We start from the raw sequence: 15,745 nt of genomic DNA, 5'->3' as shown, positions 1-15,745 counted from the left end.
CCCGCCCACAGCAGACCTTGAGGAGTGTGTTCCTTGAGCACGGATTCCGGTTTCTATTCGATCATTGACTACACCGTCGATGGCTTTGACACGCAGCGTGAGCTTGTGGAGGCCTTCGCGGAGATCCAGGAGCGGTGGGTGCGTTTCTACCCCGGGTACCGCTCGGCCCGTTTCCACGTGAGCACCGACGGCACCCGCGTGTACAACATCGTGCACTGGGCGAGCGAGGCGGACTACCGCCACTTCGTGGAGACTTCCGACACCGATGGCCGGACGGCCGCCATCGGCAAGGCGCTGGAGAGCCTTTCCGGCAAGGCCGAACCACGCATGACCGGAGTGCCTACCTACACCGTCGTTCGGGAAGTCGGTCCCGGGCCCCAGCGCCGGGATGCCTGATCGCCCGAACCGCTGGCGGCGCCGCCCATGCCGCCGGCTGAGACCAACCACCTTCGATCAACCACGATCACTGTGCAGGACGTTTCATGAAGCTTGAGATATACGCCGATGTGCTGTGTCCCTGGTGCTACATCGGTAAAAGACGCCTGACCACCGCATTGGCCGCGCATACCGGCCGCGACCGCGTTGAGATGATCTGGCGCAGCTACGAGCTCGCGCCGGAGGAAGGCCGGATTCCCGGCCCGACCGCCGCCGAGGCCATGGCCGGCTGGTGGGGCGAGCAGGCGCCCGCCCGCGTTGCACGGATCCGGTCGCTGGGTGCAGCGGAAGGCCTAGAGCTGAACCTGCACCTGGCCCGTCCGGTGAACACCTTCGACGCGCACCGGCTGAGCAAGCTGGCCGCCGACCGCGGCCGGGCCGACCAGATGATGGAGCTGCTGCTGCACGCGTACCACACCGAGGGTCTCAACGTGGCCGATGCGCAGGTCCTGCAGCGCCTAGGCGGTGAGGCCGGGCTGGACGGCGATGAGGTGCGCGCCGTCCTGGCCGGTGACGAGTACGCCGGACAGGTGCGCGCCGACCGGCGCCGCGCGGCCGAGCACGGCGTCACCGGCGTTCCGAGCCTGGTGATCGACGGCCGCCCGCCGGTCTCGGGAGTCCAGCCCGTCGCCGAACTGCAGCGGCTGCTGGAACACGATCCGACCGGCTCACACACCGCCCCGGCCACACTTGACCGGCCCGGGTGACGGGTGCTCCGGTCACGCCCTTTGCCCACGAGCTCTTTCTGGAAGGAATCGCATCTGCGATGGACATCGGTATCGGGTTGCCCGGTCATGCTCGGTGGACCGACGGCACAACTTTGTGGAGTGGGCACGCCGCGTAGATGAAGGCCCGCGAGGTGGCTTTCGGGGGTCTTGTCGGAGCGGAAGGCCAGAGCGCGCCACTCTTTGATCCGGTTGATGCACCGTTCGGCCGTGTTGCGCTGCTTGTAGAGCTCTGCATCATGGCTGAGCGGGCGGCCGCCACGGGAGCCGCGGTTCTTGTGGTTGGCCGCCTGGTCGGTCTTTTCGGGGATGACGGCCTTGATGTGGCGCCTGCGCAGATAGAGGCGGTTGCCGCGGGAGGAGTAGGCCTTGTCGGCGGCCACCGCGGCCGGGCGGGTGCGTGGGCGACCGACGGGCAGCCGGACCTTGATCCGGGCCAGGACGGCGCGGAGCCGTGGGCTGTCGCCGGCTTGGCCCGGGGTCAGGACGAAGGACAGCGGACGGCATCGCCGGTCGGCCGACAGGTGGACCTTGCTGGTCAGCCCGCCCCGAGAGCGGCCCAGCCCGGCCACCGTCGGCCGTATTCGGCGCCGCCGTCGTAACCGCCGGCGTCCGTCCCCGTCCCGGACTGCCGGTACGAAACCGTCACATCACCGCATTGAACCGCTGCCGCAGGTCCGGGATCGGACCGCGCTCACCCAAGGGCAGATGAGGATCGATCAAGGACCATTCCTCGTCAGTGAGATCCCCACGCGCCATAGCGATGGCCTACCAGGACCGCAAACCACCGCGCAGGCGAATCCCGCTGATCTCAACCCCGTACGGGCCCTAATCCGGCGGGGTGGTTCCGACGGCCTGGCGGAGCACCGGCTTGAGCACCTTTCCCGAGGCGTTGCGGGGCAGTGCCTCCATGACCTGCAGGCGTGTCGGCTTCTTGTAGGACGCCAGCCGGCTCTGGCACCACTCGGTCAGCTCGTCCAGGGTGGGCGGGGCGAGCGGGTCGGCCGGGACCACCACGGCGACCGGGGTCTCCCCCCAGCGCGGGTGCGGCGCGCCGACGATCGCGACGTCGGCCACCGCCGGATGCCCGGCCAGCACGTTCTCGACCTCGGCGCAGTAGATGTTCTCACCACCCGAGATGATCATGTCTTTCTTGCGGTCGACGACGTAGACGAAGCCCTCCTCGTCGGCGCGGACCAGGTCTCCGGAGTGGAACCAGCCTCCGGCGAACGCCTCGGCGGTGGCCTCGGGATTGTTCCAGTACCCCGACATCAGGGTGGGACCGCGGTACACGATCTCGCCGACCTCGCCGGGCGCGACGTCGCGCATCTCCTCGTCCACCACGCGGACGCTCACCGCCGGGACGGGACGGCCGACCGAGCCGATCTTCCGCAGCGCGTCCTCGCCCTCGAGGGCGCAGGTGACCGGTGACATCTCGGTCTGACCGAAGACCGCGACGTTGGGGACTCCGGGGAAGGTGTCGGCCATGGCCTGCAGCAGGGTGACGCTCGCCGGCGCGGCCCCCCAGGACATGGCGCGCAGGCGGGTGGCGAGGGCGGGCGCCCCCGGATGGGCGATGACCTGCTGCCACTGCGCCGGGACCAGGAACAGGTGGGTGACCCGTTCGCTCTCCACGGTCCGCAGCAGGTCGTCGGGATCGAACTGCTTGCTCGGCACGATGACGGTGGTGCCGCCGGTCGCGATGGACGGCGCGATCGTGCCGAGCGCGGCGATGTGGAACATCGGCGAGGCGCACAGGTTCACGTCGTCGTCGAGATGCAGCCGCCAGTACCGGATCAGCGTGCCGGACTGCCCGGCCAGGTTCAGGTGCGACAGCACGGCGCCCTTCGGGTGCCCTGTCGTCCCGGAGGTGTACATGATCAGCGCGGGCCAGCGCTCGTCGATGTCGGCGGCGGGCGGTTCCGCGGTGGACGCGCCGGCCAGATCGGCGTAGTTCAGGGTTTCCGGCCCGGCCTGGGCCGGGTCCGCGCCGACGACCACACACGTCGCCGGGGACGAGAGCGTGCCGCGCACCGCCGCCACGGCCGGGGCGAGAGCCTGGTCGGCGATCAGCGCGACGGAGCCGCTGTCCTTCAGGATGAAGGTGATCTCGTCGGCGGTGAGCCGGAAGTTCAGCGGGACAGCGAGCGCGCCCAGCAGGTTGATCGCGAGCACCGCCTCCACGTACTCCGGCCGGTTGGTCATCAGGATCGCCACCCGATCGCCCCGTCCCACGCCCTCGGTGGCCAGACCCGTCGCCAGCGCCAGCACCCGCCGGTGGAGTTCCGCCCAGGTGGTGGAGACTCCCTCGAAGCGCAATGCGACCCGGTCGGGGATGTGCCGGGCGTGGCGGGCGACCTGATCCAGCCAGTTGAGGCCGCCGCCGGGCAGCGTCACGGGCGTATGCGGGAAGCGGGAGTCGGTGTTCCGGGTGGAAGACAAGATTCCTCCGTCAGTGACGAACAGGGCGGTCCGGTCTTCGCGCCGGCCCGCCGAGGAGATGGCGGGCGAACCGTTACCGGACCTGCGGGGAAAGGGGGAGATCGGGACTGGCCGCCCAATCTGCTATTGGATGATTGTTCTGTCAAGACGCACTTACCGGGCTCCCTCCGATGCGCGACGGAGATCGACATCGGCTCCAACGCCACCGTCGCGACCGGCGGAAACGCCTTCCGGCAGGGAGCCGTTCCGTCGGTCGGCGATGGGTCGGTAGCCCGCCGAGGCGCAGGCGCAGGCGCGGTGGGCGCTGGGGCCGGCGACCCGCGCGGTCGACAGGTGGGCGCCGCCTCGGCGAGCGTGAATTCGTCCTGTCCCGCGCGGTGCGCACCGTGGGCGTCAGGAGGGAGCCGGCTCCTGGAGCCGGACCGGGCGGCCGGGCTCCGAGGGCCGCTGATCAGTGCCCTGGCCAGTACGGGGAGAACAGGTCGAACTTGTTGGGCAGGCCCAGCGCGTAGCGGGTGTCGTCGAGGGCGTAGAGCGCGTTGAACTCGGGGGGCAGGTAGAGCTCGTACAGCGTCGCCTTGGCCGCCGACGATCCGGCGGCGTCCAGAATGGCGTTCGCCGCCATTCGTCCCGCCTCGTTGGCCCCCTCCATGGTGGCGAGGTTGATGCTGTTACGGACGAAGTCCGCGGCGAGGTAGAAGTTGGGGATATTGGTCGTGGCCTTGGGGCGGTTACTCCAGGAACTGGGGGTGTTGATGAGCAACGGCTCGTCGTTGGCCACGGTGGACGTGGCCTCGCCGGTGATCGCCGGGTCGACGAACCAGGAGTGCACGAGCGAGTCGGGCAGCAGCGCCGCGCCGCCTGGCAGGGCGGCGCGCACCTGCGCGAGGACCTCCTGCACGATCTGCGGCCGGGTGCACTGCTTGGCGGTCTTCCCGAACAGGATGCCCGGGGTGTTCCAGTCCGACAGGTCGAGGGAGAGGCAGTCGGTGACCGTGCCGTCTCCGTACGTCCCGGCGAAGTCGTTCTTCCAGAACTGGGCCTGGCTGATCGAGGTGAGCGCCCACGGGCTGCCCGCGTAGATGAGGTGCCCCAGTGCGATCGGGCGGGGCTCCCTCAGATAGATCATCACGCCGTTCATCCAGTCCGTCTCGAGGTTCGAGAGCCGGGCCAGTGAGGAGTCGGCGGTCTTCATCGAGGTCGTCAGCAGGGGCTGCAGCCTCTCGACGGGCAGGGCCGCCACATAGTGGTCGGCGGTGACGGTCCCGGCGGCCCCGGTGGGGTCGGTCACCTGCGCGCCGGTGATGCGGCCACCGCTGTGGGTGAACCCGGTGGCGGTCCAGCCGACCTTGAACTCGACGCCGAGCCCGGTGAGATGGCTGATCCAGGGGTCGATCCACACCTCGTTCGACGGGCCGTTGAGCACCCGGTCGGGCGGGCCGTACGGGCCGAGGCCGATCGCGCTGAAGGCGAGCGCCTCGAACATCAGACCCATGGTGCGGGTGTTGGCCTTGTCCGGCTGGGCGGCCACCAGGGAGGCGGTGAACATCTTCACCAGCAGTTCCCGGTAGTCCTCCGACATCGCGCTCGACTTGATGAAGTCGGAGAACGCCATGTTCTCCCACTGGCCCAGGCGCCGTCGGGGGCCGCTGGTGGCGAACGCGATGATCTTGGAGACGAAGAACTCGATCTGCAGCAGCGGGACCGTTCTGACGGCGCTGAGGGCGGTCATCAGGTAGTCCCTGAGCGAATCCGGGGTGAGCACTCCGCCGAGGCTGCCGGGCACCGGGATGCGGAGCTGCTGGCCCTTGTAGGCGATCACCTCCAGTTGTGCGTTGACGAGGCTGTCCCTGGTGTTGCCGTTGCCGAACGGGATGCGGCTCATCGTGTCGGGGAGATTCTGGTAGAAGCCGGGGAAGAAGCGGAAGCCGTGCTCACCGGGCAGATTCCGGCGCCCGCCCGCGGCGGTCCCCGGCACCGGAATGCTCCGGGATTTGCCGCCGAGGGACTTGCGCTCATAGACGGTGACCTGGAAACCACGCTCGGCCAACTCCTGGGCGGCGCTCAGTCCGCCCATCCCGGCGCCGAAGATCGCTACCCGCTTGCCCGTGACCGACGCGGTCAGCAAGGAGGGGGCGGCCGCCCTGGCTCCCGGCGCACCCACCAGTGGCCCGACCGTCGCGGCGGCCGCGGCGGCCATCGCGCCCGTGACGAACCGACGCCGGCCGAGTGTGCCTCGACTGCCGTCTCGGCTTTCTTGCTCTTCCATCGATCCTCCAAGCTAACCGACACCTCTGTTGGTTCAGCTAGGCGGAACAATGAACGCACGGCTAACGTCTGTCAAGACTGAAATGTGCGCAAAGCGAAACAGGGGCGCTAGCGAGGATCGGGCTCGGTCACCTGGGACAGCCCGTTCCACAGGACGCGCATGGCCGCGTTGACCAGTTCCTCGCGTGGCACCGACGGATGCCGCGCCCACCACTGGGCCAGGCCGTCCGTGCTGGAGAGCAGCAACTCGACCACCGCCTGGGCGATCTCGGTCTCCGCGTCGAATCCGAGACGGCTCAGGTCACGCGCGAGCATCACGGCGACCGCCCGCGTCCGGGTCTCCCTGATGCCCCAGCGGACCGCCTTGATCTCGGGGTCGTTCTCGTCGGTGTGGTCGAACAGCAGGCGGCGGGCCATGGGGCGGTGCTCGGCGAAGCTGAAGTACGCGTCCAGAGTGGCGCGCAGTCGCTGGCCGGGGGATCCCGATCCGGTGATGCGGGCACCGATGTGCTCCACCAGCAGCGCGTTCTGCTCCTGCAGAACCGTGATCAGCAACACCCGCTTGGACGGGAAGTGGTCGTACAGGACCGAGCGGGTCACCCCTGCCGCCGTCGCGATCTCCTCCATCGCGGTGGCGTGGTAGCCCCGGGCCGCGAAGACGGTCAGGGCCGCCTCGGTGATGTGCGCGCGCCGAACTGATCCCCGCATGCGCTTTTTCGGTTCCTCGGTCTCCACGTCCCGCAGACTACCTCCGGCGGGGCGTTGACTCGTCGGTCAGTGCTGACTTACTGTTCCCATAACCGACATCTTCGTCGGTTATGACGGACTGTCTGCGGGAGGTCCGATGAGCGAACACGCCGATGTCGTCATCGCCGGAGCGCGCTGCGCGGGATCCGCGGCCGCGACGGCACTGGCCAGGCAGGGGCGCCGGGTGATCGCGGTGGATCCGGCGCGCTTCCCCAGCACGACCGTCTCCACTCACCTGCTCTTCGCCGGCGGCGTCGCCGAGTTGGCCCGAGTCGGTGCCCTGGAACGCGTCGAGAAGGCCGGCGCCCCCCGGCTCTCCCGTGCGCACGTCGGCGGCCCGGGCCTCGACGCGGGGGGCGGCTACACCCCCGTCGACGGGATCGACTACGGGATGTGCGTCCGGCGCGCCGCCCTGGACACGGCCCTCGTCGAGACGGCCCGCGAGAGCGGAGCGGAGATCCGGGAGGGGCACCGCGTCATCGACCTGCTCTGGGAGAGGGACCGGGCCGTCGGTGTACGGGTCCGTGACCCCAAGGGCCAGGAGTACGAGATCCGCGCCCACCTGGTCGTCGGCGCGGACGGCCGCCGCTCGACCGTCGCGCGCCTGGTCGGCGCCGAACACCCGCGCATCACCCACGCCAACGGCAGGGCCTGCTACTACGCCTACTACGAGGACCCTCGCGACGAGTGGCGCTCCACCGCCGCGATGTGGCTGACCGGCTACGAGCTGGGCAACGCCTTCCCGTGCGACGGGGGACTGGCGATGGTGCTGCTGATGCCGCCGGTGGAGCGGGTCGCCGACTTCCGGGGCAACCTGGAGGCGGAGTTCGACCGGACCGTCGGGTTGGTGCCGGGGCTGGCCGCGCGCCTGGAGGGCTGCACCCGGACTACGAAGATCGTCAGCTCCGCGGAGCACCCGTCCTACTTCCGCCGCTCGTCAGGGCCGGGCTGGGTCCTGGTCGGAGACGCGGGGCACTTCAAGGACCCGGTCACGGCGCAGGGCATCCGTGACGCCGTACGATTCGGGCGGCTCCTGGGCGAGACCGCCGCTGTCCTGGACGACCAGGTCGCGCTCGACCGGGCGACGCGGGCCTGGGAGCGGAAGCGGGACGAGCAGTGCGTGCACACCTACCACTGGACGAACCTGCTCGGGCGGGGTGACGGTCTGGCGCACGTGCAGTTCGAACTGCTGCGGGCGCTGATCGGGGGGCCGAGAGGAGTGCGCGGCCTGTTGGAGGTGTACTCCCGGATACGGGATCCGCGGGAGACCCTGGCCGTGAACGGCCTGGCCCGCGCGGCCGTGCGCGCGCTCCGGCACAACCCCGCCGAGCGTACGGCGGTGCTGGCAGGAGTGGGCAGCGCGGTGCGCGAACTGGCCCAGAACCGGGGAGAGGCGAAACGGCTGCTGGCCTGAGGGACATCGGCGCGCACGGGGACGGCGCTCCGGGCGCGTTCGTGACGGCCTCGCGGGCCGGTTCCCCACCGGAACCGGCCGAGCACTCACAGCGGTGCCCGGAACTCGAAGAGCGGGAGACGACGTGCGATCGCGCTACGTCGGGTACAGGGCGCCGAGTGCGAACTCATGGCGGATCCTCCGCGTGAAGGGTGCTCGCCCGATCGCCGACCGGCCCGCTGCCCTTGGACGCACCTGGCGGCCGCCTGTCAACAGCGAGGATCGCGCATATGCGCCGGGCCGAACCCGGCCGCTGTCACAGACGCCGCTCTCTCCGGAGACCGGTCGCCGGAGAGGTGTCCGGTCGTTCGCTGTCAAGGCGGTCGAGTGCGTCGCGGGCGGCGGTCGTCCAGAGCGTCGCGGCGGCCTTGTCCGCGATCGCCAGCGCCTGCCGGTAATGGTCCGCGGCCTCGTCGCGGCGCCCGAGAACGACGGCGAGATCGCCGAGGTGAAGCGCCACCGGGCCGAGGGTGAGCAGGCCGCTGCCCGCTCCGGCCAGTTCCCCCGAGGCGGGGCGTAGCCGGGCGTAGGCACGCTCCATCGCCGATCGGTCGCCGACACCGATGGCCGCCCGGGCGGCGAGGCAGGTGCGGACTTCGTAGAGCAGGTCGCGGGGTGAGTCGGGGAGGGCCCTGGCGGCCACTTCGGCTTCGTCGCGGCGGCCCGCGTCGAGCAGGATCAGGGGGCGGGCCCAAGGCGCGTACGGGCCCCAGCCCGCCTCCTCGTCCGCCTCCGGCCGCTCGCCCCGCTGGATGCGCAGGCACAGCAGGGCCAGAGGGAGAACGCCCTGTTCCATCCCCGGCATGCCGCTGCCGGCGAGTGCGGTGCTCGCGGCGCGGTAGGCGGCCTCCGCCTCGGCCAGGGGGCCGGTGACGGCCAGCCGCAGAGCGGCGTACCACTGGGTGAACACGCCCGCGAGGGGAATGTCGTGCTGTTCGGCGAGACGGTCCGCGGCCGCGGCGTGCGCGTCGGCCGTGACGAAGTCGGCGAGCGCGGAGTGGGCCTGGATGAGGATGAGGTGTCCGAGCACCTCGAAGGTCACCAGGTGGTGCCGGGTGGCCAGATCAACCAGTTCATCGCCGATCCGGGCACGACGCGGGGCCATGCCGGCCTGCTGGAAGGCCTGCATGAAGCGGCCGTTGAGGGCGAGGGCGAGCAGGGCCGGGTCTCCCAGCCGGCGGGCGATCGCCTCCGCCTCCCGCGCCGCCCGGCGTCCGCGGTCGGTGGGGACGCCGCGAAGTTCCAGGGCGAGGACGCTCAGCAGACGGCTGCGCTGTGCCGCCTGGCCCTCGGGCAGGGCGGTCAGAGTGCGTTCGATCACATGGACGATCTGCCGGGCGAGGTCCTCGTCGTCGTTGCGGGTCCAGATCGCGGGCACGTCGAAGGCGCTGATCACCTCGGCGGTCAGCTGCGGGTCGCCGAGTTCCTCGGCTGTGGCGATCGCCTCCGCGCGGTACTGCCTGGCGCTTTCCAGGGAGCCGGTCACGGCCAGTGCCCGCACCATGCCCATGACCGCCTCCAGCCGGCTGCGCACGTCGCCCTCCGCCGCCCGGTCGTGGGCGGCGAGGGCCTGCCGCCACAGCCGTGCCGCCTCGTGCGGGGCGAATCCCCGCTCGGCCTGCAGCGCCGCCGCGCGAGCGTAGCGGGCGGCTCGGGCGGCCGTGGACCGGCTCTCGGCGTGGCCGAAGTGGTGGGCGAGCGAGGTGATGTCACCCGGGTTCAGCTGTTCGATCGTCTCGGCGACGGCGGCGTGCCAGCGCGCCCGACGTGGCCCGGAGACGTCGTCGTAGAGCGTGTCGCGCACCAGGGCGTGGGCGAACCGCAGCCGGCCCGGTTCCCGCTCGGTCAGAAAGCCCGCGAGCAGCGCGGACTCCAGGGCGTCGACCACCAGGTCCTCGTCCGCCGCGAGGGCGACCAGCACGTCCACGTCGACGTCCCGGCCGATCACGGCCGCCTGCCGCAGCACCGTTTGTGCCGGTCGCGGCAGCCGCGCCAGGCGGTGGCGGATGACGTCCCGCACGCCCGCGGGAACGGCGTCGAGCGCCGCGGGTCCCTCGGCGTTGACCAGCCGCGCGAGCTCGCGGACGAAGAACGGGTTGCCGCCGCTGCGCCGGTGGATCACCTGCGCGGTCCGTGCGTCCAGGTCCCGCTGGACGACGGTACGGACGAGCTCGCCCGTGGCCGTCTCGGACAGGCCGCCCACGTACACCCGGGCCGGTTCCACGCGGGCGAACCCGGCGAGCGCGTCGGTCAGGGCGGGGGAGATCTCGGTGGCCCGGTAGGTCCCGACGAGCAGTGCCGGCCCGGCGGCGGATTCCGTCACCAGCGTGGTCAGCAGGTCCAGAGTCTCCGCCGCCGCCCGGTGCAGGTCGTCGAAGACCATCATCACCGGTGCTCGCCGCGCTGCCCCGGCCAGGTAGGAGGCGACCGCGTGGTGCATGCGAAACCGGGCCGCGGACGGTGTGGTCGCCGTGCCGTCCGGCACAGGGACCAAGGCGGGGGCGGGCCCGGCCCCGGCGGCGGCCAGGCCCTCGACGATCTGTGTCCACGGCCAGGTGCCGGGCACCCCGTCATGCTCGGGGCTGCGGCCCCACGCCGTGGTCCAGCCCCGCGCCGTCAGCGTGCCCGTGAGCGCCTCGGCGAGCGCGGTCTTTCCCGCGCCGGCGTCGCCGGAGACCAGGGCCAGGACGGGCCTGCCCCGCCGCACGGCGGTCGCGGCGGCCTCTTCCAGGCGACCCAGCTCCCGCGCGCGCCCGACGAACGGCCGCCCGGCAGGATCAGCGGGCGCCGGGTACGTCACCGCCGCCTCCCGCGGTGACGGCATGACGCCGCCGCCGGTCTTGGCCGGGGCGGTGAGGTGGGGGGCCTGGGCGAGGATGTCGGCCTCCAGCCCTCGCAGCCCGGGGCCGGGATCCACGCCCAGTTCCCCGACCAGCACCTCCCGGGCCCGGCGCAGGACGGCCAGGGCATCGCCCTGCCGGCCCGACCGGTACAGCGACAGCGCCAGCAGCTTCCAGGCGTCCTCGCGCAGCGGATGGCCCGCGGCGTGGGCCTCCAGGTCAGGCACCGCCTCGGCGGCCAGCCCCAGCTCCAGCAGCGCCTCCGCGCGCCGCTCCACGGCCAGCAGCCGCAGGCCGTCCAGGCGGGCGATCTCTCCGCGTGCCCACGCCTCCTCCGCGAACTCCGCGTACGCCGGGCCCTGCCACAGGGCCAGCGCCTCCTCCAGGCCGACCAGCGCCTCCCCGGCCCGCCCCGCCGCCAGCAGCGAGCCGGCCTCACCCGCCGCCGCCTCGAACCGCCAGGCGTCCACCGACCGCCGCTCCGCCCGTAGCGTGTAGCCGGGGGAGGCCGTCACCAGCAGCCGGGCGGGCTGCCGGGGAGGACGGTCCGGTTCCAGCGCGCGGCGCAGCGCGGAGACGAACGTCTGGATCACCCCGACCGCCCCGCCCGGGGGCCGGTCCCACAGATCGTCGACCAGGCGGTCGACCGGGACGACCTCGCCCCTGGCGATCAGCAGCCGCGCCAGTACCGCCCGGTGCCGGGGACCTTTCAACGGAAGCGGGCCGTGCTCGTCCGAAGCCTCCAGCGGGCCCAGCACACCGAAGGTCACCGCTCGTGCCGTCGCCTCGCTGGTCATGTCACCCGATGTTATCCGGCCGTCTCGGCCGGGCCCTTGTCGGCAGCGCCGCTCAGCCGCCGCTCAGCCGCCGCTGACCGGCTGCTGAGCGCCGGCGGGCAGGCTGGACGCAGCCGCCCGACAAGAACAGACGGGCCTAGCGGAAAGGGTCCTCGCCGTGGAACCCAGGATCACCGGATTCGACTACCAGCGCGTCACCGTCACCGAAGGCGTGTCGCTCAACGTCGCCGCAGGCGGCTCCGGCAGCCCCGTCGTGCTGTTGCACGGCTTCCCCCAGACCCACCTGATGTGGCGGCACGTCGCCGCCGACCTGGCCTCCGATCACACCGTCATCTGCCCCGACCTGCGCGGCTACGGTGACAGCGACAAGCCGGCCGACACCGATGGGCACACCTATTCCAAGCGCACCATGGCCGCCGACGTCGTCGCCCTCGCGCGCGCCTTCGGCCACGAGCGTTTCGCCCTGGCGGGCCACGACCGGGGTGCCCTGGTCGCCATCCGCGCCGGGCTGGACCACCCCGATGCGATCACTCATCTCGCCTCGCTCGACGTCCTGCCGACGCTGGACATGTGGGACGTGATGCACGGCACCTCAGCCGCCGTCGGCTTTCATCTCTACCTGATGGCCCAGCCGCCCAGCCTGCCCGAACAGATGATCAGCGCCAGCGCGGACGCCTTCTTCGGCTACTTCCTGGACATCTGGACCCGGAATCCGGAGGCGATTCCCGCCGACATCCGCGCCGCCTACCTGAAGGCCTCCCGCGAAGCCGTCCCCTCCATCGTCGCCGACTACCGGGCGTCGGCCGCCGTCGACGTCGAGCACGACCAGGCAGACCGCCGGGCCGGGAACCGGCTGCGCATGCCGGTGGCCGTCCTGCAGCAGGACTGGGGCGCGGCCCTCGGCTTCGACGCCGCCGCCCTGTGGGAGGCGTGGGCGCCCCACCAGGAACACGCCACCGTCTCCTGTGGCCACTTCATGGCCGAAGAGGCCCCCGCCGATGTCGTCAAGGCGCTGCGCGACCTTCTGGCCAGGTAGACCCGCCCCCGTCGTGGCGGCGGCGGTGGATCGGCCTGTCTCCTTCGTGGTGGGGAGTGGGAGGACCGTCGCAGGTGATCGACAGCCTCCGTACCGGCCTGGAGCGGAACGGGGCCGGGAGCAGTACCAGGGCGGTGATCAGCGGGCTGAGCGGGGGGCGGTGCCCGTCCCGCCGGTGGTCGGTCGGTGGCGGGTGCCGGCGCGCGGGCCGAGGTAGTCGGTGTCGCTCACGTGCTCCAGCCAGGTGGTCTCCGGACCTCCGCCCGGGCCGGGGCTCTCCCACAACGCCAGATGGATCATGAACTGGTCCGGGGCGGCGCCGTGCCAGTGCTCCTCGCGCGGCGGCGTGTGGACGATGTCGCCGGGATGGGCCTCGATCAGCACGCCCCCGCGCGACTGGATCAGCGCGACGCCCTCGACGATGTACAGGGTCTGGCCCAGGGAGTGGGAATGCCAGGCGGTCCGGCCGCCGGGCGCGAACCTGACCATGTTCGCGCGCGCCCGCGACGGCTCCTGGCCCGCGTAGATGACGTCCCACCAGACATCCCCGGTGAACCACTCGGCCGGCGCCTTACTGGTCGGCGGCTGCTTCACGATCTCCATGGTCGCTCTCCTCCCGCACTGGACGGCCGCTTCGGCGAACCCTCACGACGTGCCCGCCTGCTGCCACGCGGCCATGTGACCTCCGTGTGGCCGAGCCCCGGGCAGGGCTCAAGCGGCACCCACAACGAGGGCTGCCCCCTGGGCCGTGATTCAGCGACGCCTTTGCCGAGCTTTCGCGATTCCAAAACGAACCGGGGGAGGGCGCCCACTCCTTGCGCTGCCGATGAAAGCACCGGTCACGTGTGTCGATCACCACATTCGCCTCGAACTCGGGGCCGTGGTCGCCGACCTGCCGTATGGGACCGCGGCGGTGTACGGCAGGTGACGATCTGTGTCGATGGGTTGCTCACCGCCATGACCGTGACGATGATCGTGTGGGTGGTACCTCAGCTACGGCACCACGCCGCCCCAGCGACAGATCGCTGATAAGGAGCATCCCCCATGGCTCTTGCCGGAACCCTCCTGCCCATCGCGTTGGCGATCATCATGTTCGGCCTCGGGCTGAGCCTGACGATCTCCGATTTCCGCCGTGTCGTCGTCTACCCCAAGGCCACCGTCGTGGCGCTCGGCTGCCAGATCCTGGTGCTGCCCGCGATCTGCTTCGGCCTGGTGGTCCTCTTCGACCTGCCGTCGGCGCTCGCCGTCGGCATGATGTTGCTGGCCGCCTCGCCCGGCGGCACGACGGCCAACCTCTACAGCCATCTGTTCGGCGGTGACGTCGCGCTCAACGTGACGCTGACCGCGATCAACTCGGTACTGGCGGTCGTGACGCTGCCCCTGGTGACCAACCTGTCGCTGTCCTACTTCGAGGTCGGCTCGGGCACGCTCGGCCTGCAGTTCGACAAGAGCCTGCAGGTGATGGCGATCGTGCTGGTTCCGGTCGCCGTCGGCATGGCGGTCCGCGCCAGGGCACGGAGCTTCGCCGAACGGATGAACACGCCCGTGAAGATCGCCTCAGCGGTCATCCTGGCGCTGGTGATCGCCGGTGCCCTGCTTCAGGAGCTCGACAACCTCAGCGGCTACATCCAGTCGGTGGGCCTGATCACGCTGGTGTTCAGCGTGATCAGCCTGATCGTCGGCTACTGGGCGCCGCGCCTGGCCGGAGTGGAGCGCGGCCAGGCCGTCGCCTCCTGCATGGAGATCGGGATCCACAACGCCACGCTGTCGATCGCGGTGGCGCTCTCCCTGCTGAACAGCTCCCAGATGGCCGTCCCGGCCGCGACCTATGGCGTGCTGATGTTCTTCACCGCGGCAGCGGCAGGGTTCCTGCTCAGATCTCGCACGACAGAGCCGATGCCTTCGGACCGGTGATCGCCCTGCCCGCCCGTGCCTCGATCGACGAGGCGTACGTGTGGGATCCGGAAAGTCGCGGTGGCACGCGCCCGTTCCCGGTGCGTGCCACCGCGAGCATGGACGCCGATCAGGTGTGACCGGTCACGCCATGTCCCACAGCAGGCGGTAGTAGGCGATGCGTTCCGGGTCTGGGACGATCCCGTACGCGTCGTATACGACCCCGTCGTACCCCGGGCCGTAGTTCCATTCCGTGCTCCACGCGGCGACCGCGAGGTCCGCCCACCGGTCGGCCACCCCGAGTGAGTCCAGGTCGACGTGCGCGGCGAACATGCCGTCGTCGTGCAGCAGGGTGTTGGGGACGCACGCGTCCCCGTGGCAGACGACGAGGCGGTCGATCGCAGGCGGATCGCCGATTCGTGCCCGGGCTTCGGCGAGGCCCAGGTGCCGGTGCTCGGGGAACCAGCCGGCCGGTCCCTCGCCGTCGGCGATGCGCTCGTCGGCGCGGGCGAGCCGCCGATCGACGGACCAGTCGAACGGGCACTGCTCCACGGGCAGGGCGTCGTGGAGCAGGCGCAGCCCTCGGCCGATCGCGGCCGCCGCGGTCGGCGGGTCGGCGATCCAGCGGGGGTCCACCGCGGAGCGGCCAGGGAGTGCCGCCGTGACCAGCCACGTGCCGTCGGCGTCCGTACCGTGTTCGACGACCCGCGGGACGGTCGCCCATCGCCGCGCCCAGGTCAGGCGTTCCGCCTCGCCGGGGAGATCGATCTCCGGAGTGCCGGCGGCGACCCACTTGACGTACCTGACGTCCTCATGCCCGCCTTCGAGGCGGAAGGTCAGGCCGCCGAGTTCGTTGCGCCACACCGGGGTGACGGTGTCGCCGTCGGCGAGCGCCGTGACGACGGCGGGGACGGTCACCGGACCGACTGGGATCTCGGAGATGACGGGGCGGCTCATGGAGACAGGATCTCCCAAGGGGGCGTCGCCGACGACAGGCGGGTCAGGGAACGGCAAAGCGACACGCCGCCGCGGACCCGGGCCCATCCCGGGGAGAACGGGAAGACGACACCGCAGGCCGCGCGGAAGCTGAGGCGGCAGGGCTTCGGTGC

The 15,745-nt window shown here is 71.3% G+C and carries 12 protein-coding genes and 1 pseudogene; 6 read left to right on the top strand and 7 right to left on the bottom strand.

What is annotated here, in order from left to right:
• Nucleotides 1–33: 33 nt before the first annotated feature.
• Both ACFQVD_RS10260 and ACFQVD_RS10255 read left to right on the top strand, forming a co-directional pair.
• Nucleotides 34–396 (top strand): antibiotic biosynthesis monooxygenase family protein, encoded by a 363-nt coding sequence (locus ACFQVD_RS10260; RefSeq protein ID WP_386270926.1) that lies wholly within the window; start codon nucleotides 34–36, stop codon nucleotides 394–396.
• A gap of 86 nt (nucleotides 397–482) precedes the next feature.
• Entirely contained in the window at nucleotides 483–1,142 is a 660-nt protein-coding gene (locus tag ACFQVD_RS10255) for a DsbA family oxidoreductase (protein WP_343969558.1), read from the top strand.
• 131 nt (nucleotides 1,143–1,273) lie between these two features.
• Here ACFQVD_RS10255 and ACFQVD_RS10250 read toward each other — a convergent pair.
• The 4 genes and pseudogenes from ACFQVD_RS10250 to ACFQVD_RS10235 form a co-directional block, all read right to left on the bottom strand.
• Nucleotides 1,274–1,771: pseudogene (locus tag ACFQVD_RS10250) on the bottom strand (IS5 family transposase); the annotation flags it as partial.
• A gap of 217 nt (nucleotides 1,772–1,988) precedes the next feature.
• Complete coding sequence (locus tag ACFQVD_RS10245; RefSeq protein ID WP_343969561.1) at nucleotides 1,989–3,602, bottom strand: long-chain-fatty-acid--CoA ligase; 1,614 nt, start codon at nucleotides 3,600–3,602, stop codon at nucleotides 1,989–1,991.
• 451 nt (nucleotides 3,603–4,053) lie between these two features.
• Nucleotides 4,054–5,871 carry a hydroxysqualene dehydroxylase gene (locus ACFQVD_RS10240; protein WP_343969564.1) on the bottom strand — a complete coding sequence of 606 codons (1,818 nt, stop codon included), beginning with the start codon at nucleotides 5,869–5,871 and terminating at the stop codon, nucleotides 4,054–4,056.
• Nucleotides 5,872–5,978: 107 nt separating this feature from the next.
• Complete coding sequence (locus ACFQVD_RS10235; protein WP_343969567.1) at nucleotides 5,979–6,578, bottom strand: TetR/AcrR family transcriptional regulator; 600 nt, start codon at nucleotides 6,576–6,578, stop codon at nucleotides 5,979–5,981.
• 136 nt (nucleotides 6,579–6,714) lie between these two features.
• On the opposite strand from ACFQVD_RS10235, the gene ACFQVD_RS10230 reads away from it, so the two are divergent.
• Complete coding sequence (locus ACFQVD_RS10230) at nucleotides 6,715–8,031, top strand: NAD(P)/FAD-dependent oxidoreductase (RefSeq protein WP_343969570.1); 1,317 nt, start codon at nucleotides 6,715–6,717, stop codon at nucleotides 8,029–8,031.
• Between the two features lie 295 nt (nucleotides 8,032–8,326).
• Here ACFQVD_RS10230 and ACFQVD_RS10225 read toward each other — a convergent pair whose 3' ends face one another.
• The gene (locus ACFQVD_RS10225; RefSeq protein WP_386270922.1) at nucleotides 8,327–11,707 is read right to left on the bottom strand and encodes a BTAD domain-containing putative transcriptional regulator; all 3,381 of its coding nucleotides are present in this window, start codon (nucleotides 11,705–11,707) and stop codon (nucleotides 8,327–8,329) included.
• 157 nt (nucleotides 11,708–11,864) lie between these two features.
• On the opposite strand from ACFQVD_RS10225, the gene ACFQVD_RS10220 reads away from it, so the two are divergent.
• Entirely contained in the window at nucleotides 11,865–12,743 is an 879-nt protein-coding gene (locus ACFQVD_RS10220) for an alpha/beta fold hydrolase (protein WP_343969576.1), read from the top strand.
• 138 nt (nucleotides 12,744–12,881) lie between these two features.
• Here the strand turns inward: ACFQVD_RS10220 and ACFQVD_RS10215 are convergent, their stop codons facing one another.
• The gene (locus ACFQVD_RS10215) at nucleotides 12,882–13,346 is read right to left on the bottom strand and encodes a (R)-mandelonitrile lyase (RefSeq protein WP_343969579.1); all 465 of its coding nucleotides are present in this window, start codon (nucleotides 13,344–13,346) and stop codon (nucleotides 12,882–12,884) included.
• A gap of 441 nt (nucleotides 13,347–13,787) precedes the next feature.
• Here ACFQVD_RS10215 and ACFQVD_RS10210 point away from each other — a divergent pair, with 441 nt between their 5' ends.
• Nucleotides 13,788–14,657: a bile acid:sodium symporter family protein gene (locus ACFQVD_RS10210; RefSeq protein ID WP_343969582.1), complete on the top strand. Its 870-nt coding sequence runs from the start codon at nucleotides 13,788–13,790 to the stop codon at nucleotides 14,655–14,657.
• Entirely contained in the window at nucleotides 14,654–14,776 is a 123-nt protein-coding gene (locus ACFQVD_RS10205; RefSeq protein WP_343969585.1) for a hypothetical protein, read from the top strand. The genes ACFQVD_RS10210 and ACFQVD_RS10205 overlap by 4 nt, the downstream gene beginning before the upstream one ends.
• 4 nt (nucleotides 14,777–14,780) lie before the next feature.
• On the opposite strand, the gene ACFQVD_RS10200 is transcribed toward ACFQVD_RS10205, so the two are convergent.
• Nucleotides 14,781–15,593 carry an aminoglycoside 3'-phosphotransferase gene (locus tag ACFQVD_RS10200; RefSeq protein WP_343969588.1) on the bottom strand — a complete coding sequence of 271 codons (813 nt, stop codon included), beginning with the start codon at nucleotides 15,591–15,593 and terminating at the stop codon, nucleotides 14,781–14,783.
• Nucleotides 15,594–15,745 lie beyond the last annotated feature (152 nt).

Source organism: Streptosporangium amethystogenes subsp. fukuiense (assembly GCF_042665875.1).
Taxonomy (GTDB): Bacteria; Actinomycetota; Actinomycetes; order Streptosporangiales; family Streptosporangiaceae; genus Streptosporangium; species Streptosporangium fukuiense.
The sequence above is the reverse complement of the archived record's forward strand: the minus strand, read 5'-3'. Positions and strand labels throughout refer to the sequence as shown.

Excerpts from the sequence above, each read along its gene's own strand:
- ACFQVD_RS10255 (WP_343969558.1), top strand. The coding sequence starts at position 483 with ATGAAGCTTGAGATATACGCCGATGTGCTGTGTCCCTGGTGCTACATC.
- ACFQVD_RS10240 (WP_343969564.1), bottom strand. The coding sequence starts at position 5,871 with ATGGAAGAGCAAGAAAGCCGAGACGGCAGTCGAGGCACACTCGGCCGG.
- ACFQVD_RS10235 (WP_343969567.1), bottom strand. The coding sequence starts at position 6,578 with ATGCGGGGATCAGTTCGGCGCGCGCACATCACCGAGGCGGCCCTGACC.
- ACFQVD_RS10230 (WP_343969570.1), top strand. The coding sequence starts at position 6,715 with ATGAGCGAACACGCCGATGTCGTCATCGCCGGAGCGCGCTGCGCGGGA.
- ACFQVD_RS10225 (WP_386270922.1), bottom strand. The coding sequence starts at position 11,707 with ATGACCAGCGAGGCGACGGCACGAGCGGTGACCTTCGGTGTGCTGGGC.
- ACFQVD_RS10215 (WP_343969579.1), bottom strand. The coding sequence starts at position 13,346 with ATGGAGATCGTGAAGCAGCCGCCGACCAGTAAGGCGCCGGCCGAGTGG.
- ACFQVD_RS10210 (WP_343969582.1), top strand. The coding sequence starts at position 13,788 with ATGGCTCTTGCCGGAACCCTCCTGCCCATCGCGTTGGCGATCATCATG.
- ACFQVD_RS10200 (WP_343969588.1), bottom strand. The coding sequence starts at position 15,593 with ATGAGCCGCCCCGTCATCTCCGAGATCCCAGTCGGTCCGGTGACCGTC.